The organism is Arenibacter sp. 6A1, from assembly GCF_012272855.1.
GTDB lineage: Bacteria > Bacteroidota > Bacteroidia > Flavobacteriales > Flavobacteriaceae > Arenibacter.
In genome coordinates, this window is record NZ_JAAXCQ010000003.1 from 200,789 (window position 1) to 225,949 (window position 25,161).

The following is a 25,161-nucleotide window of genomic DNA, read 5'->3' on the forward strand; positions in this document are numbered from 1 at the left end:
ATTGAAGTGGTGCTCCTTGGGGCACCATGGATTTTTAATAAGTAGAAATAGACAAAAATGAGTGAAATGAAAAAAAGATATGAGTTCGAAACAGAAGCAATACGTACTCAAATAGAGCGTACCAAATTCTTAGAACATTCGGCTCCAATATATATGACTTCTAGTTTTGTGTTTGAAGATGCGGAAGATATGCGCGCTTCATTTGCAGAAGAGAAAGATCGTAATGTATACTCTAGATATAGTAACCCTAATTCTTCGGAATTTATAGACAAGGTCTGTAAAATGGAAGGAGCCGAGGCAGGTTTTGCATTTTCCTCGGGAATGGCGGCGGTGTTTTCGACCTTTGCCGCATTATTGAATAGCGGGGATCATGTAATTTCTGCGCGTAGTATTTTTGGATCTACCCATACGTTACTGACTCAATTTTTGCCCAAATGGAATATTTCGACCTCTTATTTTGAGATCGATGCCTTGGACGAAATTGATGCCATGGTTGGCCCGAACACTAAAGTTCTTTATGCAGAAACCCCTACCAATCCTGGAGTCGATGTGCTAGATCTAGAAGTCTTGGGAGCCATAGCCAAAAAGCACAACCTATTATTGATCATTGATAATTGTTTTGCTTCACCTTACTTGCAACAGCCTATAAAATTTGGCGCCGATTTGGTCATCCATTCTGGTACCAAACTTATGGATGGTCAGGGCAGGGTCTTGGCAGGAATTACCGTGGGGAGTGCCGAATTGATCGATAAAGTGTACCGGTTTTCTAGAATTACGGGTCCGGCATTGTCGCCTTTTAATGCTTGGATACTCTCTAAAAGTTTGGAGACCCTTGCCCTTCGTGTTGACAAACATTGCGCTAATGCATTGAAATTAGCCGAATTCTTAGAATCTCATCCAAAGGTAAATTGGGTGAAATACCCATTCTTAAAATCACACCCTCAATATGAGGTGGCTAAAAAACAAATGAAAGCAGGTGGATGTGTCTTAGCTTTTGAAGTTAAGGGAGGGATAGAAGCTGGAGAAAAATTCTTTAATGCTATAAAACTACTTTCATTGTCGGCCAATTTAGGCGATTCTAGAAGTATCGTTACGCATCCGGCCTCTACCACGCATAGCAAGCTGTCTCAAGAAGACAGGCTAGCCGTTGGTATTACTGGCGGTACCGTACGTGTTTCTGTAGGCTTGGAACATATAAATGACATTATACAGGATGTAGAACAGGCGTTGGCCCATTAGTTCTAGTCCGATACAGTGTTAATGACCTGTTTATTTTAAAGTAGGTATAGGCTTAGGCCTAATAGGAAGCGGAAATTATCGCAGTAAATTTGGTATTCGAATTAAAATGGCGATAATTTCCGAATTTCCTTATCTTCGTGCCATGCTTTCAAAAAAGACTAAATACGGATTAAAAGCACTGACCTTTTTGGCAACACAAAAGGATCAACAGCCTGTGCAGATTTCTGAAATTGCCAAACAGGAGAATATTTCTCAAAAGTTTTTGGAAAGTATCCTATTAACATTACGTAAATCGGGCGTTTTGGGTTCCAAGAAAGGAAAAGGAGGAGGTTACTACCTTATAAAGGACCCTGCCGATATTTCTATGACTACGGTAATGCGTGTTTTGGAAGGTCCCATCGCTATGGTACCCTGTGTCAGTCTCAATTTTTATGAAAAATGTAGCGATTGCCCTAGTGAAGAAAGTTGTTCTGTACATAAATTGATGCTACAGGTACGCGATAGTACTTTGGAGGTTTTTAGGAATACAACCTTGGCCGACTTAGTGCCGTAATCCGTTTATATCCTTCATAATATCATCTAATTAGCTTCCGAAACTTTATAAAAGTCTTAAAAACTTGTTTAGGATTTATTAAATATTTGCGTCAATTTTTATTAATCTACTAAAACTATAGGGTAATCGGGAAATTAATTGGCTTTTAGTGTGGTCGATTGAAAAAAACATTTACTTTTGCTTACTCTATTAAACCGATAGGGTAATAAGTAAAACGTTTTTTAAATGATTGCTGAACAATTCATCACCAAAAATAATACTGCCACAAAAAGCTATAAAGCTGACAGGCATTCTGAAAACCCAAAAAGGAGTATTGTAAAATCCATAAGTTGGAGGTTCATTGGTACTTTGGATACCATTGTTATCTCTTGGGTCGTAACAGGTACCTTAAGTGTTGCATTTTCCATTGGGGCAGTAGAGTTGTTTACAAAAATGATTCTTTATTTTTTCCATGAAAGAATATGGGACAGAATTAGTTGGGGAAAGTAGAAGGGATTAATTAAAAACATTAAAGCATCGGAACAAATGGGATTTACAGAAGATCAAATTAAGAAATTAAACATACATTTTAAGGGTATTCCGCCAGAGGAAATTATTTCTTGGGCGATTCAAAATGCCAAAAGACCTGTGGTTACGACAAATTTTAGACCGTATGAGGTAGCCATTTTATATGCTGTTACCCATGTAGATGTAAGTGTGCCGGTGGTGTGGTGCGATACAGGTTACAATACCCCAAATACTTATAAACATGCCGAGGAATTAATCTCGAGCTTGCAGTTAAATATAAAATTATACGTTCCAAAGCAAACTACGGCTCATAGAGATGCTGTTATGGGGATCCCTACTATTGATGATCCACGTCATAAAGTGTTTACGGAACAGGTGAAGTTAGAGCCTTTTAAAAGGGCAATGGAAGAGCATAAACCAGATGTTTGGTTTACCAATCTTCGCCAGGGGCAGACAGCTTTAAGGGATTCCTTGGATATTTTAAGCCTCAGCAAGGACGGAGTGTTAAAAGTAAGCCCGTTTTATCATTATAGCGATACCCAATTGGATGCCTATTTAAAGGATCGAAATTTACCTAATGAGCATAAGTATTTTGATCCTACCAAAGTTTTGGAAAATAGGGAATGTGGCTTGCATACCTAATATTAACTAATCATTTCCGGTTCGGAAATCGTATCATAAAAAGACAATATATTGGAAACAGTAACAGAAGAAACACAGACAAAAGCAACAATATCCAACACATCGGTTTTGGAAATTAATGCTCTAGAAAGCGAAGCCATTTATATCTTTAGAGAAGTAGTGGCACAGTTTGAAAATCCCGTTCTTTTATTTTCAGGTGGTAAAGATTCCATCACTTTGGTTCGTTTGGCCCAAAAGGCATTTTTCCCTGCTAAGATTCCTTTTCCTTTAATGCATATCGATACCGGACATAATTTCCCGGAAACGATTGCTTTTAGGGATAAATTGGTAAAAGAGTTGGGAGTAGAGTTAATTGTTCGAAACGTTCAGGATTCAATCAATGAAGGCAAGGTTGTAGAAGAGACTGGTAAATATGCCAGTAGAAATATGTTGCAAACGACTACCCTCTTAGATGCTATTGAAGAATTTAAGTTCGATGCTTGTATCGGTGGAGCCCGTAGGGATGAAGAGAAGGCCAGGGCTAAGGAACGAATCTTTTCGGTAAGGGACGACTTTGGTCAGTGGGACGAAAAAAATCAACGCCCAGAATTATTCGATTTGCTGAATGGGGAAATAGAATTGGGACAAAATGTTAGGGTCTTTCCTATAAGTAACTGGACAGAGTTGGATGTATGGAGCTATATAGAAAAGGAACGCATCGAAATTCCGTCTATTTATTTTGCACATCAGAGAAACATATTTGTTAGGGATGGTCTTATTTGGTCTGCCGACGATGAGGTGGTATTTAGAGCAGAAGACGAGTTGGTAGAAGAAAAAACAGTTCGATTTAGAACCGTAGGTGATATGAGCTGTACAGCAGCGGTATTGTCTACTGCAGACACCATAGAAAAAGTTGTTAGTGAAATTAGGGATTCCAAAATTTCGGAAAGAGGAGCCCGTATCGATGATAAACGTTCCGAAGCGGCAATGGAAAAAAGAAAACAACAAGGTTACTTTTAAAAGCTGCAGTTACCCTTGGTCCTAGGATTAAAATGGTAGCGAAAAACGGAATACAAATTACAGAATACAAAAAAACATGGAAGTACTTAAAATAGCAACAGCAGGTAGTGTAGACGATGGTAAAAGTACCTTGATAGGGCGGTTGCTTTACGATACAAAATCTTTGACAGACGATAAGGTAGAAGCGATTCGAAAAAGTAGTGAACAAAGAGGATATGATTATCTTGATTTCTCCTTTGCTACGGACGGATTGGTAGCAGAAAGAGAACAAGGTATTACTATTGATGTAGCCCACATTTATTTCTCTACCCTTAAAAAAAGTTATATCATAGCCGATACTCCTGGGCATGTAGAGTATACTCGTAACATGGTTACTGGGGCTTCGACTTCACAAGTAGCTATTATCCTTATCGATGCAAGGAAGGGTGTGATAGAGCAAACCTACCGTCACTTTTTTATCAATAACTTACTAAGGGTTAAAGATATCATTGTGGCGGTGAACAAAATGGATTTAGTAGATTACTCCGAGGAGGTCTTTAACGATATCAAAAGCGATTTTGAAGCCTTGAATGCGGTGAGTACCTATGCGGAGCAACAGCTTACCTATATTCCCGTAAGTGCTCTAAAAGGAGATAATATTGTAGAAAAAACAGATGCCATGCCTTGGTACGATGGCGATACTATTTTAGGACATTTAGAGCAACTAGAAGTATCCGATGTACAGGATGGTGGGCAAACTCGTTTTGCCGTTCAGAACGTTATTCGTCCTAAAACAGAAGAATACCACGACTTTAGAGGATTTGCCGGAAAAATTAAAGGCGGAAAATTAAAGGTCGGTGACAAAATTACTGTATTGCCTTCCCTGACACAATCTAAAGTGAAGGAAATATACTTCTTTGACAAAACGTATCAGGAGGCCGCGGCAGGTAGTTCGGTGGTGATTACCTTAGAAGATGAAATCAATATTACCAGAGGTGATATGTTGGTGAAATCGGATGAGCTTCCTAAAATAGAAAAACAAATAGAGGCTACAGTTTGTTGGATGGACAACAAACAATTGCAACCAGGTGCAAAATATTTGATTCAGCACAATACGAATAAGGTGTTGTCTAAAATAGATGGTGTAAAACATGTCATCTCTACGCAATATGGTAGTCATCAGGATGCTAATAATAAATTAGCCTTGAATGAAATTGGATCCGTTAGTATAAAACTTAGTAAGCCTATTTTTTATGATTCCTATCAGGACAATAAGGCAAACGGTTCCTTTATACTGATCGACCCCCAAACAAATGCTACGGCCGGAGTAGGTTTTATTGATTAACAACGGAGCTGTTTCCATAGGGGAACAGAATCCGTTTGAATTGATAATCTATAAAGTCTATAGGATAAGCATATTAAAAATAGTCTCGTACAGAATTAAAATAAAGTAAAATGCAGAGTTTCAGAACAGAAATAGAAAACCCGATAGTAGAAAAGGACATCATTGCATTGGAAGCCAAAATCCGGGAGTTTAAAGAGGGAAAACTCGATGAGGAAAAATTCCGTAGTCTTCGATTGGCCCGTGGTATTTATGGCCAAAGACAGCCAGGGGTTCAAATGATTCGGATTAAATTACCATATGGGAAGGTTTCTTCCAATCAGTTGAGAAGAATTACTGATGTCTCCGAGGAGTATTCTACTGGGCGTCTGCATATTACCACTAGACAAGATATTCAGATTCATTATGTGGATATTGACCGTACTCCGGAATTGTGGGCACAACTTGATAAAGATGATATTACCATTCGTGAAGCTTGTGGTAATACGGTCCGAAATGTAACCGCAAGTGAAACGGCTGGTATAGATGTTGATGAACCTTTTGATGTTTCTCCATATGCCCATGCCTTGTTTCAATACTTTTTAAGAAATCCGGTAAGTCAGGAAATGGGAAGAAAATTTAAAGTTTCTTTCTCTGCCAGTGATAAAGATACGGGACTTTCCTATATGCACGATTTAGGCTTTATAGCGAAGATAGAAAATGGTGTTCACGGATTTAAAGTATTATTGGGAGGTGGATTAGGTTCTCAGCCCAGACATGCCGATGTGTTATATTCATTTTTAGAAGCCGAAAAAATAATTCCTTTAATGGAAGGTGTTGTTCGGGTTTTTGATCGCTATGGGGAACGTAAGAGTAGAGCAAAAGCTAGGTTGAAGTTCTTGTTGAAGGATATAGGTTTAGACGGATTTAAGGAATTATTGGAAGAAGAGCAACTAGCCATACCTTTTGCCACCTATGCGATTGATGTAGATGCGTATCCAAAAGTAAAGATTGCCGAGCCTAGTGAGATCCCTTCTGTTGTGATCAAGGACGAGAAAGCTTTTGAACAGTGGAAATCGACTAACTTGATAGCTCAAAAACAAAAAGGCTATGTCGCTATTGGGATTAAAGTATTGTTGGGCGATTTTTATATAGAAAAAGCGCGAGCCTTAGCAGATTTAGTAGAAGCGTATGCTGCGGGAGAGTTTAGATTATCTCTTCGTCAGAATATATTGATTCCTTATGTTAAGGAAGAATTAGTACCTTTCTTTTACCAAGAATTGGAAAAGTTAGGATTTGCAGAAGCCGGATACAACAAGGCTTTGGATATTACCGCTTGTCCTGGTACGGATACTTGTAATTTAGGGATTGCCAGTAGTACGGGAATAGCTGAAGAACTAGAACGGGTTATTAAAGCAGAATACCCTGACTATATCAATAATCCAGATGTGGTTATTAAAATCAGTGGCTGTATGAATGCTTGTGGGCAGCACAATATGGCCCATATTGGTTTCCAAGGGATGTCTATAAGAACCAAGGATAAATTAGTGGCCCCTGCCTTACAAGTATTGTTGGGTGGTGGTAATTTTGGAAATGGAGAAGCTCGTTTTGCCGATAAGGTGATTAAAATACCGAGCAAAAGAGGACCAGAAGCATTGCGATTAATACTTGATGATTTTGAGGCTCATGGGAAGAATCTTTCTTTTGAGGCTTATTACGAAGAAAAGGGGCAGTTATATTTTTATGATTTCCTAAAGCCTTTATCGGAAATAGATAATTTAACGGCCGATGATTTCATCGACTGGGGGAACACGGAGAAATATGAGCAAGCTATTGGAGTGGGCGAATGTGCCGGGGTAGTGATTGATTTGATAGCGACCCTTTTGTTTGACAGTGAGGAAAAAATAGAGACAGCCAAATTAAACCTAGAAGAGGAGAAGTGGACTGCCAGTATCTATCACGCCTATTCCTCTATGGTTAATACGGCAAAAGCCTTATTGACCTCCGAAAAGACAAAAGTGAATACCCATGCGAGTATCATCAAGGATTTTGATACCATTTTTGTGGCTTCCGGAAAGATAGCCTTAGAAGCGAGTTTTGAAGAATTAGTACTTCAAATAAACAAGAACAAACCATCGGAAGAATTTGCGAAAGGGTATTTGGAAACGGCAGAAGCATTTTTAGCGAAAGCACATACCTATAGAAAATTAGAACTTTCAGAAATTTAGAAAGATGAAGAAGAGCAGTATCAATACCCAAAACAATCCTATATCGCCAAAGGCGCGGCTTACTGTAGTAGGAGCCGGACCTGGGGATGTGGAACTGATAACGATAAAGGCTGTTAAGGCTTTGGAGGCGGCAGATGTTGTCTTGTACGATGCTTTGGTTGATGTTGCCTTGTTGAACTACGCACCTCAGGCCGAAAAGATATTTGTTGGTAAAAGAAAGGGGTGTTATGCCTATCAACAAACACAAATTAACGAGCTGATTGTCAGTAGAGGGAAATCGCACGGACATGTGGTTCGGTTAAAAGGGGGCGATCCCTTTGTTTTTGGCCGTGGAGCCGAAGAAATGGAATATGCGGCGAGCCATGGTTTAGAAGTGGCCTTAGTTCCTGGAATATCTTCATCGGTTGCGGTACCTGCATCACAGAATATTCCGGTAACAAAAAGAGGAGCAGCAGAGAGTTTTTGGGTGATTACCGGTACTACAAAGGATCATCAACTTTCTTCCGATGTTGCCTTGGCAGCGAAGTCTAATGCCACAGTAGTGATTTTAATGGGGATGAGCAAGCTTTCGGAAATAGTAGCCTTGTTTAATAAGGAAGGAAAAGCCAATACCCCTATAGCCATTATTCAAAATGGAACACGTGAAGACGAAAAATTAGGGATAGGGACTATTGCCAATATCACGGAAATAGTTGCTCAACAGCAATTGAGCAATCCAGCGATCATTATTATCGGGGAAGTGGTAAAACACCGCGAAACCGTATTGAATTATACAAACACGATTCAACAACATAACTTAAACAAAGAATCCTTGGTCTAAATGGGGTTTTAAATATTCATAAAGAATAAAATAAAGTAGCATGATAAAGACAGATATACTAATTATTGGCGCGGGGCCAACCGGATTGTTTACCGTTTTTGAAGCGGGTTTATTAAAATTGAAAACGCATTTAATCGATGCTTTGCCACAACCAGGTGGTCAATGTTCTGAAATCTATCCAAAAAAACCTATATATGATATTCCGGCCTTTCCAGAAATTCTCGCCGGGGATTTGGTTAAAAATTTAATGCAACAAATTCAGCCTTTCGAACCTGGTTTTACCTTGGGAGAAAGAGCAGAAACCTTAGATACCTTAGAAGATGGTTCTTTTATAGTCACCACCAACAAAGGTACAAAACACCACGCCCCAGTAGTGGTAATTGCTGGCGGATTGGGGTCTTTTGAGCCTAGGAAACCTTTGATTCCGAACATTCAGAATTTTGAGGATAAGGGAGTGGCATATATCATAAAAGATCCGGAAGTATATCGCGACAAGAAAGTCGTAATTTCTGGAGGAGGCGACTCCGCTTTGGACTGGGCGATTTTCCTTTCCGATGTAGCTGCCGAAGTTTCTTTGGTACATAGAAGAAACGAATTTAGAGGCGCTTTGGATTCTGTTGAAAAGGCTGCCGCATTGGCCAAGGAAGGGAAAATAAAATTGTTTACCGAAGCCGAAGTAGTAAAGATTTTTGGGGACGAACAATTAGAAGCTGTGGTTGTAAAACACAACGATGCTGCCAAGGGAGAAACCTATGTAGACGCCGATAATTTTATTCCTTTGTTTGGACTTTCTCCTAAATTAGGGCCTATTGGCGATTGGGGATTGGAAATAGAAAAAAATGCTATCAAAGTAGATAATTCCTATGATTACCAGACCAATATTCCAGGGGTGTATGCCATCGGCGATGTAAATACCTATCCAGGGAAACTTAAATTAATACTTTCTGGTTTTCACGAAGCGGCAGTTATGTGTCAGAGTGCCTACCAAAAGATTAATCCAGGAAAGCGTTATGTGATGAAATATACCACCGTAGGAGGTGTAGAAGGCTTTGATGGAACAAAAAAAGAAGCTAAAAAAGAAGTAGTACAAAGTATTTTGGCCTAAATGAGAAATACCTAAGGGGGAAGTCCTCCTTAGGTATTCTCTTTAATATTACTTTCCTTAATTTTAAAAGTAGCTAAGATGCTACAATGCACCCTTCAAAGCATTAAAAACCCTTCAATTTGCTTGCTTTTGCCGTTGTTGTTACGTTACTTTGTAGCTTGTTCATTACCAAATTGTAAAACGTTATCAAGAAAGGCGGAGGGATTAGACCCAATGAAGCCTTAGCAACCCTTTTTTCCAAGCCAATAACTCTCGGAAGGAATAAAGAAGGTGCTACTTTCTAATCCTGTCAAGTTGCCCATAAGGGGTCTTCGTGGCACAGGAATAGATAACAAAAGAAACCAGGGTCAACCACTTTTCCTTTACTTGATATTTATTAATTTTTAAACTACCGTTTCTCTTGGCGTGCCCTTTAGTATTCGGTTACCAGTTTTGGACCTAGTAATTACTAGCGTCCACAAGTTTTTAGGGAGAAATGTTCCAAACTTATAAGAAAAGGAAAATGAAAAATATACAGGAGATCTTAAAGGAGAGAATTTTAATCTTGGATGGTGCCATGGGAACCATGTTACAGCGCTATAAATTTACCGAAGAAGATTTTCGGGGCGAAAGGTTTAAAGATTGGGCTCACCCTTTACAGGGGAATAACGATTTGTTGTCCCTAACCCAACCCGAAGCCATTGCCGATATTCACCGACAATATTTTGAAGCGGGAGCCGATATTGTGGAAACCAATACCTTTTCGTCGACCACTATTGCTATGGCCGATTACCATATGGAGGAATTGGTTTATGAGTTAAATTATGAATCGGCGCGTATCGCGAAGAAGGTCGCCGACGAATTTACGGCCAAGGAGCCTCATAAGCCTCGTTTTGTAGCAGGGAGTATAGGACCTACGAACAAAACTGCCAGTATGTCTCCCGACGTGAACGATCCGGGATACCGCGCTATTTCTTTCGATCAGTTGCGCGAGGCCTACAAGCAACAAATAGAAGCTTTATTAGATGGAGGATCTGACATTTTATTGGTGGAGACGGTTTTTGATACCCTTAACGCCAAGGCTGCCTTATTCGCCATCGAAGAAGTAAAGGAAGAAAGAAAAATAGAGGTTCCCATCATGGTAAGCGGAACGATTACCGATGCCTCGGGAAGAACGCTGTCTGGACAGACGGCCGAAGCATTTTTAATATCTATTAGTCATATTCCTATTTTATCTGTCGGTTTGAATTGTGCTTTGGGCGCGAGTCAGTTAGTGCCACATTTAGAGGTGTTGTCTGCCAAATCCGATTATGCGATTTCTGCCCATCCCAACGCAGGGTTGCCCAACGCTTTTGGAGAGTACGATGAGACGCCGGAACAAATGGCGGAGCAAATTAAGGAATATGCCGAAAAACAACTGGTTAATATCGTAGGAGGTTGCTGTGGGACTACTCCCGAGCATATCGCTGCTATGTTGGCCATCGTAAAGGATCATAAGCCTAGAGGTGTTAATATTTTAGAAAAAGCTATTGTATGATACCATCCAGAATATCCTTGGAGGAAGCGGGCAAAAGGGTAGCTCCATTTGTTCATAAAACCCCAGTTTTAACCTCCCGTATTTTAAATGAGAAATCTGGGGCCCAATTATTTTTTAAATGCGAGAATTTTCAAAAAATGGGCGCTTTTAAAATGCGCGGTGCCATTAATGCCATTCAACAATTAAGTGAAACACAAAAAAAGGCAGGCGTTGTAACGCATTCTTCGGGCAATTTTGGTCAGGCTTTAGCCTTGGCCGCTAAAAGTTTAGCAGTACCGGCCTATATTGTAATGCCGCAAAGTGCTCCTTCCGTGAAAGTGGAAGCGGTACGTGGGTATGGTGGATTTGTCACGATTTCAGAATCGAGCATGGAAGGAAGGGAAAAAGCTGCCGATAAAATTGTTCAGGAAAAGGGCGCTGTCTTATTACACCCTTCCAATGATTTGGAAGTGATTTTAGGGCAAGGCACGGCCGCAATGGAACTGCTTGTAGAAATGGATGATTTAGACTATATCCTAACCCCTGTCGGCGGTGGTGGTCTCCTTGCAGGGACAGCTCTTGCCGCTCATTATTTTGGAAAAAATAGCAGGGTAGTCGGTGGGGAACCTATGGCCATGGACGATGCCTATAGGTCTTTGAAAAGTGGAAAAATAGAAACCAATGAATCTGGAGATACCATAGCAGACGGACTTAAAACGAATTTAGGAGATATTAATTTCCCGATTATTAAAACATTGGTGGCCGATATCATACGAGTAGAAGAAGATGAAATTATAGCCGCGATGAGATTGATATGGGAAAGAATGAAAATAATTATAGAACCTTCTAGTGCAGTGGCATTTGCCGCCCTATTAAAGGAAAAAGAACGGTTTAAAAATAAAAAAGTAGGCATAATACTCTCTGGAGGTAACGTAGACCTACCTAATTTGCCTTTTTAAAGGAAGTATTACCAAAATCTTTACAGCATAAAAAATGAGTACAGAAAACAATAGCCGGCAAGCGGATACAAATAGATATTTAAAGCTTTCAGGATTGGAGCCTTTAGTGGTTACCCCAGAGAGTAATTTTGTAAATGTAGGAGAAAGGACTAATGTGGCAGGTTCCAAAAAATTCCTGAGGCTGATTAAGGAAGAGAAGTATGAGGAGGCCTTGGACATTGCCAGAGACCAGGTAGAAGGTGGTGCGCAGGTACTTGACGTGAATATGGATGATGGGCTTTTAGATGGGGTTGAAGCCATGGTAAAGTTCTTAAATCTGATTGTAGCCGAACCGGATATAGCCAGGGTACCCATTATGATCGATAGTTCTAAGTGGGAAATTATTGAGGCAGGACTCCAAGTAGTACAGGGGAAATGTGTGGTGAACTCTATTAGCCTTAAAGAGGGCAAGGAGCAATTTGTGCAGCATGCCAAAATGATCAGGCGCTATGGTGCTGCCGTGATCGTGATGGCTTTTGATGAGGTAGGACAAGCCGATAATTTTGAAAGACGTTGTGAGATTTCGAAACGTTCCTATGATATTTTGGTGAATGAAGTGGGGTTTCCTGCTGAAGACATCATTTTTGATTTAAATATATTTCCTGTGGCAACAGGAATGGACGAACACAAATTAAATGCCATCGATTTTATTAAGGCTACGGCATGGGTAAAGGAAAACTTGCCCTATTGTAGCGTTAGTGGTGGGGTTAGTAATGTGTCTTTTAGTTTTAGGGGGAACAACCCGGTAAGGGAAGCCATGCATTCTGTTTTCCTTTATCATGCTATTAAGGCTGGAATGAATATGGGGATTGTGAACCCCAATATGTTGGAGATTTATGACGATATACCCAAAGATCTCTTAGAACATGTAGAAGACGTTATCCTTAACCGTAGGGATGATGCTACAGAACGCTTGTTAGATTTTGCCGAGAATGTTGTTGGAAAAGCCAAAGAGAACAAAGTTGACCTTTCTTGGCGAGAAGAACCTTTGCAAAATAGGATTACAAGAGCATTGGTAAAAGGTATAGACCAATACATAACAGAAGATGTTGAGGAAGCAAGGCAGAGTGCTTCTAAAACCATAGAGGTTATTGAGGGGCATTTGATGATAGGGATGAACGTGGTTGGCGATTTGTTCCAAAGTGGTAAGATGTTCTTGCCCCAAGTGGTAAAATCGGCCAGGGTAATGAAAAGGGCCGTGGCGTATTTGCTTCCTTTTATAGAAGAAGAGAAGTTGTTAAACCCTGATCATCAGGCAGGGAATTCTCATAATGGTAAAATTTTAATGGCCACGGTAAAAGGCGATGTACACGATATCGGAAAAAATATTGTGAGTGTGGTCCTAGCCTGTAACAATTACGAAATAGTAGATTTAGGGGTCATGGTACCCCCAGAAAAAATAATTCAAGCTGCCAAGGACGAAAATGTCGATGTTATTGGTCTAAGTGGTCTTATTACCCCATCTTTAGATGAAATGGTCTTTTTGGCCAAGGAAATGGAACGCCAAAACTTTAAGGTACCCCTACTTATTGGTGGGGCAACCACCAGTAAGGCCCATACGGCCGTAAAAATAGACCCTCAATACCAAAGTGCCGTGGTACACGTAAACGATGCCTCGCGCGCCGTTACCGTAGTGGGCGATTTGTTGCAGAAAGAAACTTCTCTAAAATATAAGGAAAGCATTAAGTTAGACTATGAAGACTTTAGGAATAAATTCTTAAATAGGGGCAAGCATAAAGAGTATTTGGATATCGCCCAGGCGAGGGAAAATAAATATCAGGTAGATTGGAGCAAGGCCGAAATAATAAAGCCTAAAGAATTGGGGATTCAGATTATTGAAGAATTTGATTTTAATAAATTATTGCCATTCATTGATTGGTCACCATTTTTTAGAAGTTGGGAATTGCACGGTAAATACCCGGCTATCTTAGAAGATGAGGTGGTAGGTACCCAAGCGACCGAGCTTTTTGCCGATGCCCAGCAGATGTTGAAAATGATATTGGATAAAAATTTGTTTAAGGCCAAGGCTATTTTTGGACTGTTTCCGGCCAATACAGTGAATGATGACGATATTGAGCTGTTGCATGAAGGGAAACCGTATATATTTAGAACACTACGCCAGCAAACCAAGAAGTATGCGGGTAAGCCTAATTTTGCCCTTTCCGATTTTATAGCGCCTAAGGATAGTGGTCTTCAGGATTATATAGGTTGTTTTTGTGTTTCTACTGGATTTGGTACCGACGAACTTGCCGATACCTACCAAAAGAATTTGGACGACTATAACAGCATTATGGTTAAGGCTTTGGCCGATAGGTTTGCCGAGGCTTTTGCCGAATACCTACACAGGGAAGTCCGAAAGGAACATTGGGGCTATGTTCCGGAGGAGGGATTGAGCAACGAAGAATTGATCAAAGAATCCTATATCGGTATACGGCCTGCGCCAGGGTACCCGGCATGTCCCGACCATTTGGAAAAGTTGACCATTTGGGAAGTGTTGCAAGTAAAAGAAAAAATAGGGGTGTCTCTGACCGATAGTTTGGCCATGTGGCCTGCTGCTAGTGTCAGCGGTTATTATTTTGGTAGTACGGAGGCTAGGTATTTTGGCGTTGGGAAAATTAAAGAAGACCAAGTCGAAGATTTTGCCAAACGTAAGAACATGCCGTTGGAGGACGCTACAAGATGGTTGGCTCCGAATATAGCGGATGACTAAAGGGGTGTTGATGGTGATGGAGGCCCGCGTTAGGGATTGAGGTTTTGTTGAAGCTATTTACATTTTATCCTTGCGAAAACAGCAAGGATAAAATGTAAAAGCGACTACCGAACGCCCGCCCGAACGCCCTAAAAAATAGAGTTTAAAAGAAATTATTAAATAGAAACCCCAGCGGTTTCGGGTTAGTTTAGTAGAAATGAAAATTACGGATCACATTAAGAATGCACAGGGGAAGACCTTGTTTTCGTTTGAAATTGTACCCCCGGTAAAGGGAAAGGGGATTCAGGAACTTTATAATAATATAGATCCTTTGATGGAGTTTAAGCCGCCTTTTATCGATGTTACTACTTCTAGGGAAGAGTATGTTTACATTGAAAGGGATGGGTTGTTGGATAAAAAACTGACCCGTATGCGTCCGGGAACCGTGGGAATATGTGCTTCTATTCAGCATAAATACAAGGTAGATACGGTGCCTCATTTATTATGCGGCGGTTTTACAAAGGAGGAAACCGAGTATGTGCTGGTAGACTGCCATTACTTGGGCATTGACAATATTATGGCTTTGAGGGGCGATGCCAGAAAGGAAGAGAAATATTTTAATCCTACCCAAGGCGGGCATTCTTATGCCAAGGATTTGGTGAAACAGATTAAAGATTTGAACTGCGGGAATTATTTGCACGATACGATAGACGCTGCGAATAGCGCTGATTTTTGTATAGGTGTGGCTGGATACCCAGAGAAGCACTTAGAGGCACCATCTTTGCAAACCGATCTTAAAAGGTTGAAGGAAAAGGTTGATGCCGGAGCCGATTATGTGGTGACACAAATGTTTTTTGACAACCAACGTTTTTTTGAATTTGTTGCAGCAGCTAGGGATATGGGGATTGACATTCCTATTATTCCAGGGATAAAACCTATTGCCGTGCAAAGGCATATGCAATTATTGCCTCAGGTTTTTAGGATAGATTTACCTGAAGATTTGATTCAAGCGGTCGATGCTTGTAAGAATAATGCCGCGGTAAGACAGGTAGGTATAGAATGGGCCATTCAGCAGTCTAAAGAATTAAAGGCAGCCGGAGTCCCTGTTTTGCATTACTATTCCATGGGGAAATCTGATAATATACACGCCATTGCCAAAGCGCTTTTTTAAGGCCCAATAGTAGAAGAATTGCCCCGGCACCTTTGGTGTTGGGGTTTTTTTATGCGCTTTTTTCTTTTAGGGCTGCGATTGCTTTATGGTACAAAGGGCTTACACTAAAGCCATGGCCAATAAAAAAAAAGTGATTTGGTTTCCTGTAATTTAGCAGCTAAGGCCGTTTGAAAGGCTACTGTTCCCTTTTTAATTTTTCCTACATTTGTTTTCTATGAACTTAAGGTTACTATTCGTTTGCTGCTTCTGGGCGGGGTGTTGTTTTTCCCAGGATCAGGAAGAATCCCAAAAGCAGGTGTTGGATATGAGCCATTTCTACGGCTCCATTTTATTGCACAATCCTGATATTTCGCATCTGATCACCGACCATCCAGGAGGAGTGATATTAAGTTATAATAAAAAAACATACGGGGATAAGGTATGGCAGCAGCGATTTAATTACCCCGATACCGGTTATTCCTTGGTATACCAAAATATGAACAACAATTCCTTGGGGAAAAATATTGGGCTGTATGCACATTACAATTTTTATTTTCTAAGACGGAACCTTCAGTTTAGGCTAGGGCAGGGCCTAGCGTATAATACCAATCCCTTTGATAAGAATGAAAATTTCAGAAACAATGCCTATGGCTCCCATTTGTTGAGTTCTACCTACTTAATGTTGAATTATCAGCGAGAAAATATTTTTGAAGGACTGGGCTTTAAGGCCGGATTATCGGTCATACACTACTCTAATGCAAACGTAAAGGCACCCAATACTTCTACCAATACCTTGGCGGCGAACATAGGGCTTACCTATGATTTGGACGGGGGAAATACAATGGGGTATAAAAGACATGCGGATACTCTAAAAACCAAGGGAGCTATACGTTATAATTTGGCTTTTAGAAGTGGCATTAACGAGAGCGATGTAGTAGACTCTGGGCAATATGCCTTTTATATTTTTTCGGCCTATGCCGATAAACAGGTGGGACGTATAAGTGCGCTGCAATTGGGGACGGATTTGTTTTTTTCTAATTTTTTAAAGGAACTTATACGCTACCAGGCGGTTTCTTTTCCCGATTACGGGGTGAAGGCCGATACCGATTATAGACGGGTGGGCGTATTCGTTGGCCATGAGTTGTTCATTAATAAAATGTCGGTAATTTCCCAATTGGGGTATTATGTGTATTATCCCTTTGACTTTGAAGGAAGGGTGTACAATAGAATGGGGATAAAGCGTTATTTTAACGATAAGATTTATGGGGCGGTTAGCCTTAAATCGCACGGTGCAAAGGCCGAGGCGGTAGAATTTGGTGTGGGGATACGATTGTAAGGCCTCAAAAAAGGGCAGTATTAAAAGAAGCTCAACACAGCAGCAAACAAGGAGAACTGTTCTCTTTTTAATAAGAAAAACACTTTATGGGAATCCCATACTGTAAAATTACAACATACATATCATGGGCATTGTAAATAACCTGGGAAGGAAGATAATTTGGAGGGGATTAAACCCTGTAGGGGTACTCTTGTTAGGGGTCCTAATGCTTAATTGCAATAGCGAAAATGCCTTTGATTGTTTTCAAAATTCGGGACCTATAGAAATGGAAGTGGTATCTGTAGCCGATTTTACAAAAATTACGGTCTATGAAAATGTCCAATTGATAGTGAAACAGGGCGATACCTTAAAAGTAGCCGTAGAAACAGGGAGATATTTGCGTGATGAGGTCAGTGTAACCGTAAAAGAAGGGCGTTTGTTGTTGCGGGACTCCAATTCCTGCAATTTCACTAGAAAGTATGGGGTCACTCGGGTATATGTTACAGCGCCCAATATCACGGAAATAAGGAGTGGTACGGGGCTAGCAGTTAAGAGTGATGGCGTGTTGGCTTTTCCTAAGCTAAAATTGATTTCTGAAAGTTATGTAGAGCCGGAGGCTGGGCATACGAGTGGAGAATTTACAATGGAGATCGATGCTCAGGAGGTTTCTATCATTTCAAATGGCATATCGTACTTTAACCTCAAAGGAAAAACCGTAGATTTTAATATTTTATTTTCTGCTGGAGATTCTCGTCTAGAAGCTGAAGCCTTACTGGCCGATAACATCACCTTTAATCATCGTGGTTCTAACGATATACGAGTAAGCCCGCAACTATCCCTTAAAGGAATACTAAGAGGAACGGGCGATTTGGTTTGTTTTACTGCTCCGCCCATAGTAGAAGTAGAACAATTGTATAAAGGAGCCTTGATTTTTAAGCCCTAGGGTACTAAAGGTTATCGGGCATAAATACAAAAGTCATGACAATCGTTGAAAATTTTTGGGGCACTTATTTTGTAGGACTATTTAAAATTACGCTGACTTATGACGTCTAAGGAAATACAACTTGCCGAAGGAATGCTGCAACAGTTGGTTGAGGAGCATAGGATTCCCGGACTGGCCATTACCGTCCGTAAAAAGAATGCAGTTTTCTTTGAGAAAGGCTTTGGTTGCGCCAACTTGGAAGCCGGAATACCAATAGATCCCCAAAAAACCATATTTAGGATCGCAAGTGTTTCCAAGCCTATTGCAGCTAGTGCCTTGGCGGTGATGGTGAACGAAGGGAAAATAAGGCTGGATACTTCATTTTACCATTACGTTCCTTATTTTCCACGGAAAGAATATGATTTTACAATTGGACAATTGGCGAGCCACACCGCTGGCATTCGTAGTTATAGAGGTACGGAATACGGCTTGGACAAGCCTTTTTCTATAAAAGATGGGATTTCTGTTTTTAAGGACGATCCTTTATTGTTTAGGCCTGGGAGCAACTACCACTACAGCAGTTATGACTGGGTACTGATATCCTTGGCCATGGAAGAGATTAGCGGTTTGCAATTTAAGGACTATGTAAGGGAAAAAGTGTTGGATCCCTTGGGATTAAAAAATACTTATGCCGAGATTCATGGGGAAGTAATGCCTTTTGCCGCTACTTTTTATTCTAAAAGGAAGTCGGGTTTTAGAAAAGCCATCCCTGTAAATAATTTTTATAAACTGGCAGGTGGAGGATATTTGTCTACCACTGCGGATATAGCCCTATTGGGAGATTCTTATTTAAATGGGGAAATGGCCAATAATGCTGTAGTGCCTCAGTTTTTAAGGTCGCAATTAATAGAAGGCATTCCTACCTATTACGGCCTAGGCTGGGAGGTGAGTACCGATAAAAAAGGTAGGCCGTACTTTGGTCATATTGGGAATGGGATCGGTGGTTATGCCGTTTTTTATGTGTTTCCAGCCCAGGAAATGGTGTTTTCTATCATGACCAACTGCACAAACCCAGGCATCTTAGAAGAATTGAACGCTGTTATAGATGTATTCTTAGAGTAGTACTGGCCAGTCTTCTATGGTGAAAAAAGCAAAGACGGCAATATTAATATGAATATGAAGGGCAAGTAAGGAGTAAGATTATTTACCCAAAGTCATGGGCGAAATAAAACCTCCTGATTGGCGCATTTCTAAAAAATTGTTCCATCGTTTTGTAGAATCATTAGGAAACGTTTGGGAAAGGACACATTATAATAGGAATTGCATTGGATACAGTAGCCTTTATTAAAATATAAGCGTAATTTTCTTTAAATTTAAGGAATGATCCAAATGGAGCGTCCATTGGAATTTTATTTTAAGGGCAGCCCATGTTTATGGTGGTGCCTTCGGCAAACAAAGTTTAATTAGGAATCACTAAAATTTAAGCAAGATGAAATTTACAAGAAATGCAAATGCCAATTGGAAAGGTGGCGGAAAAGATGGAAAAGGAACCCTAAGTACTGAAAGTTCCGTATTAAACAAGACTCAATATTCTTTCAATACACGATTTGAGGACGGGGTAGGTACCAATCCTGAGGAGCTGGTAGGGGCAGCACTTTCGGGTTGTTATACAATGCAGTTGAGCTTTTTATTGGGCGAAGCTGGATTTACGCCCACGAACCTAGATACCGAGGCCAAAGTGACCTTCGAAGATGGTAGTGTAACCACCATCCACTTGGAACTAAAAGGCAAGGTGCCGGGAATAGACGACAAAAAGTTTAAGGAAGTTGCCCAAAAGGCTAAGGAAGTATGTCCTATTTCCAAACTTATGAAGGCTAGTATTACTTTAACGGCTACCCTAGTATCCTAAGGAATGGCAACGATAAAAAAGTCATTCTAAATTATTTTTTTTACTGAAATCTATAAGATGCCCTACGGATGTAAGGTTTGTCAAAGGGCATCTCCTTTTCTTAAGATATTGTTCTAAAAATATGACTTAACGCCCACCGTTAAGGACAATATCTACATTCATTTTTCCTTACCAAAAATTCTTTTATATAGGATACTTTCCTGAAGGGTATTTTTTGTAATACTCCATAAGATGCTCTTTGTTGTATGGTCGAGCATAAAATTTATGTAATTTAGTCGACTATCAAAAAAAAGAAGCTATACGCTGAATGCTATAGAAACTATTTAGAGGATCTTCCTGATGAAATAAAAAATATCATTCACATTATTACTACTTATGAACAAATACTTTAGATTACAATGTTTCTCTGCCATGCTATTGGCGGTTATATTCTCTGCCACGGCTCAGCAGTATACCTCACAAAAAGCCGAATTAACAGGGCCGATTTTTGAACAAGGGGAAGCACAGGTCGTTCCGGGATTTACGGACGAAGAAAAATGGATTAGACATGACCTATGGGTAGAAACGGAATTTGATACCGATGGTGATGGGAAACGAGATAGGATGCATGTGGCGGTTACTAGGCCTTATCAAACGGATACCGAAAAATTAAAGTTGCCAGTAGTCTATATTACCAGTCCTTATTTTGCAGGGGTTGCATCAAATATCGAGGGGTTATTTTGGGATGTAAAACACGAATTGGGAGAAACACCAAAGCCTCGAAGCCATGTAGAGGTAGTACGAACAGGGGAAAGACCTATAATTTCTAATTCACATATTAAGGAATGGGTGCCAAGAGGGTATATTGTAGTACATTCTTCTTCTCCGGGGACAGGATTGTCGCAAGGATCGCCAACCGTTGGTGGGGATAACGAGTCTTTGGCCCCAAAGGCTGTCATAGACTGGTTGTGTGGTCGTGGTAAAGGGTTTACGACCCCTTATGGAAAGGAAAGGGTAAAAGCATATTGGTCTACCGGAAAGGTGGGAATGACGGGGACTTCGTTTAACGGAACCCTGCCATTGGCGGCAGCTACTACTGGTGTTAAGGGACTTGAAGCTATTATTCCAATTGCGCCTAATACTTCCTACTACCACTACTATAGATCTAATGGCTTAGTGCGTTCTCCAGGGGGTTATTTAGGAGAAGATATTGATGTGTTATACGATTTTATCCATAGTGGAGACGAGTCTAAACGCGCTCATAACAATGCTACCGTAAGAGATACTGAACTGAAGAACGGTATGGATAGGATAAGTGGCGATTACAATGATTTTTGGGCTGGAAGGGATTATTTAAATGATATGGAACCTATGAAGGCTGCTTTATTAATGTCTCATGGTTTTAACGATTGGAATGTGATGCCAGAGCATAGTTATAGAATTTATAAGGCCGCTAAAGAAAAGGGTATTCCTTCACAAATATATTACCATCAAAATGGCCATGGTGGTCCGCCACCGATGAAAATGATGAACAGATGGTTTACCCGTTATTTGCACGGTGTAGAAAATGGGGTTGAGAAGGATGCCAAAGCATGGATTGTTCGTGAGAACGATCCACAAGACAAGCCTACCGCTTATGAGGATTATCCTCATCCGGAAGCATTGCCTGTATCCTTATACCTTGGTGCCGGTGCACCCGAAAAAGGAGGGTTGAGTTTACAAAAGAAAGGTGCTCAGGGACAAGAAACCTTGGTCGATAATTATTCGTTTTCTGGTGCCGTGCTGGCACAGGCAGAAAATACCGATCATAGGCTATTATACGTTACTCCAAGCTTATCAGAAGATGTGCATATTTCTGGTGTACCTAGGGTAACTATTAAACTGGCCAGTAACAAACCAGCGGCAAACCTTTCGGTTTGGTTGGTGTCCTTACCTTGGAACGAGGGTAGAAATACCAAAATCACCGATAACATCATCACCCGTGGATGGGCAGATCCCCAGAACCATAGTTCGCTCACCAAAGGAGAGCCTTTAGTCCCTGGACAATTTTATGAAGTGAATTTTGATTTGATGCCCGACGATCAAATTATCCCCAAGGGACAGCAAATAGGGTTGCTGATTTTTTCTAGTGATAGGGAATTTACCCTTTTGCCAAAACCGGGAACAGAATTAACGGTCGATTTGGACGGGACTAGTATTACTCTGCCGATTGTAGGAGGTACTGCAAGCTTTGAAAAGGCGATGGTACAACCATAAATAAAACAACGGAAAAGCATTCCTGTTCTGAAACAACATACCATAGGGCAATGAATTTCTATTGAAATTTATTGCCCTATTTTTATAAAATAACTTGGTGGTTTCCATAGTTGGTATTCCAGTTGGTTTTTTTAAAGAATATAAGAGGGAAAAAGAAAAGGGCATTAGCAAGGGTAAGGAAATGAGTTAAACTGTTGTGAAGAATTTTGGAAGAACGGTAAATGGAATAGAATGAAGTGGTTTCCCCGTTCGACTAAATTAGGCCTGGCAGGACTGTAATACTCAATAATTTTAAATACATTCACATATTCTGGTTGGGATAAACATTGATAAGACCTTAGAATATAACAATACGATATGAGATTAGGGATACGGGTATGTGGGATACTCTTTTGTTGGATTCTTTTTCTAGGCTGTTCCCAAAAGGAATCCGACAAGCTTAGAATAGCTACGGCTGCCAATATGCAATTTGCTATGGAGGCTATTACGGAAAAATATACGCAAAAGACCGGAATAGATTGCGAGCTTATTATCGGCTCATCGGGCAAACTAACTTCACAAATTGTTGGAGGTGCCCCATATGACATTTTTTTAGCGGCCAATATGAAATATCCAGAAGCCGTTTATAATAGTGGACTGGCTTTAAATGCCCCAAAAGTTTATGCTAGTGGAAAACTGGTGTTGTGGTCTATGGAGCCAAATATAGCGGTGAATATAACGAGCTTAAGTAGTCCGGAAATAACCAATATTGCTTTGGCCAATCCTAAAACAGCACCTTATGGGGTGGCTGCAGCCGAAGTATTACAAAACTATGGGCTTTTAGAAGCCTTAAGTGACAAGTTAGTTTATGGTGAAAGTATTGCCCAAACAAATCAATTTATTTCCTCAAAAGCGGTACAAATAGGCTTTACATCCTTGTCTGCCGTATTGTCCCCAACCATAAGAAACAAAGGGACCTGGATAGCCATAGCTCCTGAATTATACACCCCAATTCATCAGGGAGTTGTGTTGGTCAAACAGGCTAAGGATCCCAAAAAGGCACAAGAATTTTACAACTATCTATTTTCTTCCGAGGCCAAAGAAATCTTAAAAGAATTTGGATATTTGTTATATGAATAGTTTTCAGGGGGCTATTACCCACATCCAAACAAGCGGAAACCTCACTATGGTTATCGTAACCATAAAAGGCAATGTGTCTATAAAGGCAGTATTGATAGACACGCCTAAAACGGCAGCTTATCTGGTTTTAGGGCGGGAAGTAACCCTTATGTTTAAAGAAACGGAGGTGGTTTTAGCCACAAAAGTAGGGGCGTTGAGTATAGATAACGAACTTAATGGCCGTATTACGGCTATGGAAAATGGAGCGCTATTAAGCCGTATTTGCTTGTCTACCTCGGCAGGTGAAGTTGTAGCTGTGATCAGTACCGATGCGGCAAGAAAGTTGGCGCTAACCGTAGGGAAAGAAGCTACTGCAATGATTAAGTTAAACGAAGTAATACTGGCGCCATAATGGATTGGAATCCACTACTACTCACTTTTAAATTGGCATTAGTTACGACTGTCATATTATTGTTATTGGCAATTCCATTGGCCTATTGGTTATCTTACTCTAAAGCCAGGATAAAACCGGTTATTGAAACCTTGGTAAGTATGCCTTTGGTTTTACCGCCAACCGTAATTGGGTTTTATATGCTGGTAGCCTTTAGTCCAACCAGTGTTATAGGCAGTTGGTTATTAGAATGGTTGGGAATAAAGTTACTTTTTTCCTTTAGTGGTTTGGTGGTCGGGTCCGTTGTATATAGCTTACCCTTTATGGTGCATCCGGTACAAGCTGGTTTGGCTTCCTTGTCCCCAAGTTTAAAAGAGGCCGCTTATATGATGGGGAAATCTAAATTTACCACTTTGTTTAAGGTGTTGTTGCCCAATATAAAACCCGCTCTTTTAACGGGAATAGTATTGACTTTTGCCCATACCGTAGGAGAGTTTGGGGTAGTCTTAATGATCGGTGGGAATATGCCGGGAAAAACAAAGGTAGCCTCCATAGCCATATATGATGAGGTGGAAGCGCTGAATTATGCTGCGGCAAACAGCTATTCTCTTATTTTGTTTGCTGTCACCTTTAGTATACTTTTATTAGTTTACCTCACCAATGGCGGGTATTTAAAACGATTTTTAAAATGATAGGCCTCCATGTACGGAAAACCCTAAAAGGGAGCGGAAAAAACATAGAATTGCAACTTTCCTTGGATATTAAAAAGGGAGAATTTGTGACGCTTTACGGAGAGTCTGGAGCGGGAAAAACGTCGGCCTTAAGGTTGCTCAGTGGATTGCTTACTCCCGATGTTGGCACTATAACCGTTGACGGAAGAGTGTGGTTCGATGCGGAAAAACACATCAACCTTCCCTCACAAACTAGGAAATTGGGGTATGTATTTCAGGATTACGCTCTTTTTCCACATATGACGGTTCGTCAAAATTTAGAATTTGCCCTGACTAAGGCGCAAGATGGGGCCATAGTTGTTGAATTGTTGGAGTTTATGGAGCTGTCAGATCTGCAAGACCGTAAACCCATGACCTTGTCGGGTGGACAAAAACAACGGGTAGCCTTGGCGAGAGCCTTAGTTCAACAACCCGAGATTTTAATTTTGGACGAACCATTATCGGCCTTAGATTATGCAATGAGGGTAAAATTGCAGACCTATATTTTAAGGATCCATAAAAAGTTTAAGCTTACCACTATTTTGGTGAGTCACGATATTGGCGAGATTGTTAGAATGTCCGATCGGGTTATAGAACTGAAACAAGGGAAAGTCATAAAAACGGCTACGACGGCAGACTTTTTTGGATTAAACAAAGCTAGCGCCAAGTTTAGGTTTACCGGAGAAATCATCAGTATCCAAAAGGAAGATGTTATTTATGTGGTAGGGGTCTTGATCGGCAATGAGGTCGTTAAGGTGATAGCCGACCTGGCCGAGGTAAGGCAATTGGCAATAGGGGATAAGGTTTATGTGGCATCCAAGGCATTTAACCCTATAATCCAAAAAATATAGGCGGG

The 25,161-nt window shown here is 40.5% G+C and carries 22 protein-coding genes and 1 riboswitch; all 22 genes read left to right on the forward strand.

Features of this window, described 5'->3' with window-relative positions:
• Positions 1-66: 66 nt before the first annotated feature.
• The 22 genes from HCG49_RS03630 to HCG49_RS03735 all read left to right on the forward strand — a co-directional run bounded on the left by HCG49_RS03630 (position 67) and on the right by HCG49_RS03735 (position 25,156).
• Positions 67-1,239 (forward strand): trans-sulfuration enzyme family protein, encoded by a 1,173-nt coding sequence (locus HCG49_RS03630; protein ID WP_168468193.1) that lies wholly within the window; start codon positions 67-69, stop codon positions 1,237-1,239.
• Between the two features lie 142 nt (positions 1,240-1,381).
• The gene (locus HCG49_RS03635; protein ID WP_072764649.1) at positions 1,382-1,792 is read left to right on the forward strand and encodes an RrF2 family transcriptional regulator; all 411 of its coding nucleotides are present in this window, start codon (positions 1,382-1,384) and stop codon (positions 1,790-1,792) included.
• A gap of 225 nt (positions 1,793-2,017) precedes the next feature.
• The gene (locus tag HCG49_RS03640; RefSeq protein ID WP_168468194.1) at positions 2,018-2,281 is read left to right on the forward strand and encodes a DUF2061 domain-containing protein; all 264 of its coding nucleotides are present in this window, start codon (positions 2,018-2,020) and stop codon (positions 2,279-2,281) included.
• A gap of 36 nt (positions 2,282-2,317) precedes the next feature.
• Positions 2,318-2,941, forward strand: a complete 624-nt coding sequence (locus tag HCG49_RS03645; protein ID WP_168468195.1) for a phosphoadenosine phosphosulfate reductase family protein — start codon at positions 2,318-2,320, stop codon at positions 2,939-2,941.
• A gap of 51 nt (positions 2,942-2,992) precedes the next feature.
• Entirely contained in the window at positions 2,993-3,940 is a 948-nt protein-coding gene (gene cysD / locus HCG49_RS03650; protein WP_168468196.1) for a sulfate adenylyltransferase subunit CysD, read from the forward strand.
• Positions 3,941-4,016: 76 nt separating this feature from the next.
• Positions 4,017-5,264, forward strand: a complete 1,248-nt coding sequence (locus HCG49_RS03655) for a sulfate adenylyltransferase subunit 1 (RefSeq protein WP_168468197.1) — start codon at positions 4,017-4,019, stop codon at positions 5,262-5,264.
• A gap of 110 nt (positions 5,265-5,374) precedes the next feature.
• Positions 5,375-7,468 carry a HEPN domain-containing protein gene (locus HCG49_RS03660; RefSeq protein ID WP_168468198.1) on the forward strand — a complete coding sequence of 698 codons (2,094 nt, stop codon included), beginning with the start codon at positions 5,375-5,377 and terminating at the stop codon, positions 7,466-7,468.
• A gap of 4 nt (positions 7,469-7,472) precedes the next feature.
• Entirely contained in the window at positions 7,473-8,288 is an 816-nt protein-coding gene (gene cobA, locus HCG49_RS03665; RefSeq protein ID WP_168468199.1) for a uroporphyrinogen-III C-methyltransferase, read from the forward strand.
• A 40-nt stretch (positions 8,289-8,328) separates the two neighbouring features.
• A complete protein-coding gene (locus HCG49_RS03670) occupies positions 8,329-9,393 on the forward strand; it encodes an NAD(P)/FAD-dependent oxidoreductase (protein ID WP_168468200.1) in 1,065 nt (354 codons plus the stop codon).
• A gap of 180 nt (positions 9,394-9,573) precedes the next feature.
• Positions 9,574-9,728: riboswitch (SAM riboswitch) on the forward strand.
• Positions 9,729-9,895: 167 nt separating this feature from the next.
• A complete protein-coding gene (locus tag HCG49_RS03675; protein WP_168468201.1) occupies positions 9,896-10,909 on the forward strand; it encodes a homocysteine S-methyltransferase family protein in 1,014 nt (337 codons plus the stop codon).
• Positions 10,906-11,847 carry a pyridoxal-phosphate dependent enzyme gene (locus HCG49_RS03680; protein ID WP_168468202.1) on the forward strand — a complete coding sequence of 314 codons (942 nt, stop codon included), beginning with the start codon at positions 10,906-10,908 and terminating at the stop codon, positions 11,845-11,847. Before HCG49_RS03675 ends, HCG49_RS03680 begins: the two co-directional genes overlap by 4 nt.
• Before the next feature lie 34 nt (positions 11,848-11,881).
• Positions 11,882-14,596 (forward strand): methionine synthase, encoded by a 2,715-nt coding sequence (gene metH, locus HCG49_RS03685; RefSeq protein ID WP_168468203.1) that lies wholly within the window; start codon positions 11,882-11,884, stop codon positions 14,594-14,596.
• Between the two features lie 196 nt (positions 14,597-14,792).
• Entirely contained in the window at positions 14,793-15,746 is a 954-nt protein-coding gene (gene metF, locus HCG49_RS03690) for a methylenetetrahydrofolate reductase [NAD(P)H] (protein ID WP_168468204.1), read from the forward strand.
• A 214-nt stretch (positions 15,747-15,960) separates the two neighbouring features.
• Positions 15,961-17,061 (forward strand): acyloxyacyl hydrolase, encoded by a 1,101-nt coding sequence (locus HCG49_RS03695; protein ID WP_168468205.1) that lies wholly within the window; start codon positions 15,961-15,963, stop codon positions 17,059-17,061.
• Positions 17,062-17,185: 124 nt separating this feature from the next.
• Positions 17,186-17,983 (forward strand): head GIN domain-containing protein, encoded by a 798-nt coding sequence (locus HCG49_RS03700; protein WP_168468206.1) that lies wholly within the window; start codon positions 17,186-17,188, stop codon positions 17,981-17,983.
• 99 nt (positions 17,984-18,082) lie between these two features.
• Positions 18,083-19,084, forward strand: a complete 1,002-nt coding sequence (locus tag HCG49_RS03705; protein ID WP_168468207.1) for a serine hydrolase domain-containing protein — start codon at positions 18,083-18,085, stop codon at positions 19,082-19,084.
• A 367-nt stretch (positions 19,085-19,451) separates the two neighbouring features.
• A complete protein-coding gene (locus HCG49_RS03710; RefSeq protein WP_168468208.1) occupies positions 19,452-19,871 on the forward strand; it encodes an OsmC family protein in 420 nt (139 codons plus the stop codon).
• Positions 19,872-20,246: 375 nt separating this feature from the next.
• Positions 20,247-22,106 carry a Xaa-Pro dipeptidyl-peptidase gene (locus tag HCG49_RS03715; RefSeq protein ID WP_410488980.1) on the forward strand — a complete coding sequence of 620 codons (1,860 nt, stop codon included), beginning with the start codon at positions 20,247-20,249 and terminating at the stop codon, positions 22,104-22,106.
• Between the two features lie 357 nt (positions 22,107-22,463).
• A complete protein-coding gene (gene modA / locus HCG49_RS03720; protein WP_168468209.1) occupies positions 22,464-23,225 on the forward strand; it encodes a molybdate ABC transporter substrate-binding protein in 762 nt (253 codons plus the stop codon).
• A complete protein-coding gene (locus HCG49_RS03725; protein ID WP_168468210.1) occupies positions 23,218-23,616 on the forward strand; it encodes a molybdopterin-binding protein in 399 nt (132 codons plus the stop codon). The genes modA and HCG49_RS03725 overlap by 8 nt, the downstream gene beginning before the upstream one ends.
• The gene (modB, locus tag HCG49_RS03730) at positions 23,616-24,287 is read left to right on the forward strand and encodes a molybdate ABC transporter permease subunit (RefSeq protein ID WP_168468211.1); all 672 of its coding nucleotides are present in this window, start codon (positions 23,616-23,618) and stop codon (positions 24,285-24,287) included. The genes HCG49_RS03725 and modB overlap by 1 nt, the downstream gene beginning before the upstream one ends.
• Positions 24,284-25,156 (forward strand): ABC transporter ATP-binding protein, encoded by an 873-nt coding sequence (locus HCG49_RS03735; protein WP_168468212.1) that lies wholly within the window; start codon positions 24,284-24,286, stop codon positions 25,154-25,156. The genes modB and HCG49_RS03735 overlap by 4 nt, the downstream gene beginning before the upstream one ends.
• Positions 25,157-25,161: the final 5 nt, after the last annotated feature.

Coding starts and splice junctions, on each gene's coding strand:
- HCG49_RS03630 (WP_168468193.1), top strand. CDS start 67: ATGAAAAAAAGATATGAGTTCGAAACAGAAGCAATACGTACTCAAATA.
- HCG49_RS03635 (WP_072764649.1), top strand. CDS start 1,382: ATGCTTTCAAAAAAGACTAAATACGGATTAAAAGCACTGACCTTTTTG.
- HCG49_RS03640 (WP_168468194.1), top strand. CDS start 2,018: ATGATTGCTGAACAATTCATCACCAAAAATAATACTGCCACAAAAAGC.
- HCG49_RS03645 (WP_168468195.1), top strand. CDS start 2,318: ATGGGATTTACAGAAGATCAAATTAAGAAATTAAACATACATTTTAAG.
- HCG49_RS03655 (WP_168468197.1), top strand. CDS start 4,017: ATGGAAGTACTTAAAATAGCAACAGCAGGTAGTGTAGACGATGGTAAA.
- HCG49_RS03660 (WP_168468198.1), top strand. CDS start 5,375: ATGCAGAGTTTCAGAACAGAAATAGAAAACCCGATAGTAGAAAAGGAC.
- cobA (WP_168468199.1), top strand. CDS start 7,473: ATGAAGAAGAGCAGTATCAATACCCAAAACAATCCTATATCGCCAAAG.
- HCG49_RS03670 (WP_168468200.1), top strand. CDS start 8,329: ATGATAAAGACAGATATACTAATTATTGGCGCGGGGCCAACCGGATTG.
- HCG49_RS03675 (WP_168468201.1), top strand. CDS start 9,896: ATGAAAAATATACAGGAGATCTTAAAGGAGAGAATTTTAATCTTGGAT.
- HCG49_RS03680 (WP_168468202.1), top strand. CDS start 10,906: ATGATACCATCCAGAATATCCTTGGAGGAAGCGGGCAAAAGGGTAGCT.
- metH (WP_168468203.1), top strand. CDS start 11,882: ATGAGTACAGAAAACAATAGCCGGCAAGCGGATACAAATAGATATTTA.
- metF (WP_168468204.1), top strand. CDS start 14,793: ATGAAAATTACGGATCACATTAAGAATGCACAGGGGAAGACCTTGTTT.
- HCG49_RS03695 (WP_168468205.1), top strand. CDS start 15,961: ATGAACTTAAGGTTACTATTCGTTTGCTGCTTCTGGGCGGGGTGTTGT.
- HCG49_RS03700 (WP_168468206.1), top strand. CDS start 17,186: ATGGGCATTGTAAATAACCTGGGAAGGAAGATAATTTGGAGGGGATTA.
- HCG49_RS03705 (WP_168468207.1), top strand. CDS start 18,083: ATGACGTCTAAGGAAATACAACTTGCCGAAGGAATGCTGCAACAGTTG.
- HCG49_RS03710 (WP_168468208.1), top strand. CDS start 19,452: ATGAAATTTACAAGAAATGCAAATGCCAATTGGAAAGGTGGCGGAAAA.
- HCG49_RS03715 (WP_410488980.1), top strand. CDS start 20,247: ATGAACAAATACTTTAGATTACAATGTTTCTCTGCCATGCTATTGGCG.
- modA (WP_168468209.1), top strand. CDS start 22,464: ATGAGATTAGGGATACGGGTATGTGGGATACTCTTTTGTTGGATTCTT.
- HCG49_RS03725 (WP_168468210.1), top strand. CDS start 23,218: ATGAATAGTTTTCAGGGGGCTATTACCCACATCCAAACAAGCGGAAAC.
- modB (WP_168468211.1), top strand. CDS start 23,616: ATGGATTGGAATCCACTACTACTCACTTTTAAATTGGCATTAGTTACG.
- HCG49_RS03735 (WP_168468212.1), top strand. CDS start 24,284: ATGATAGGCCTCCATGTACGGAAAACCCTAAAAGGGAGCGGAAAAAAC.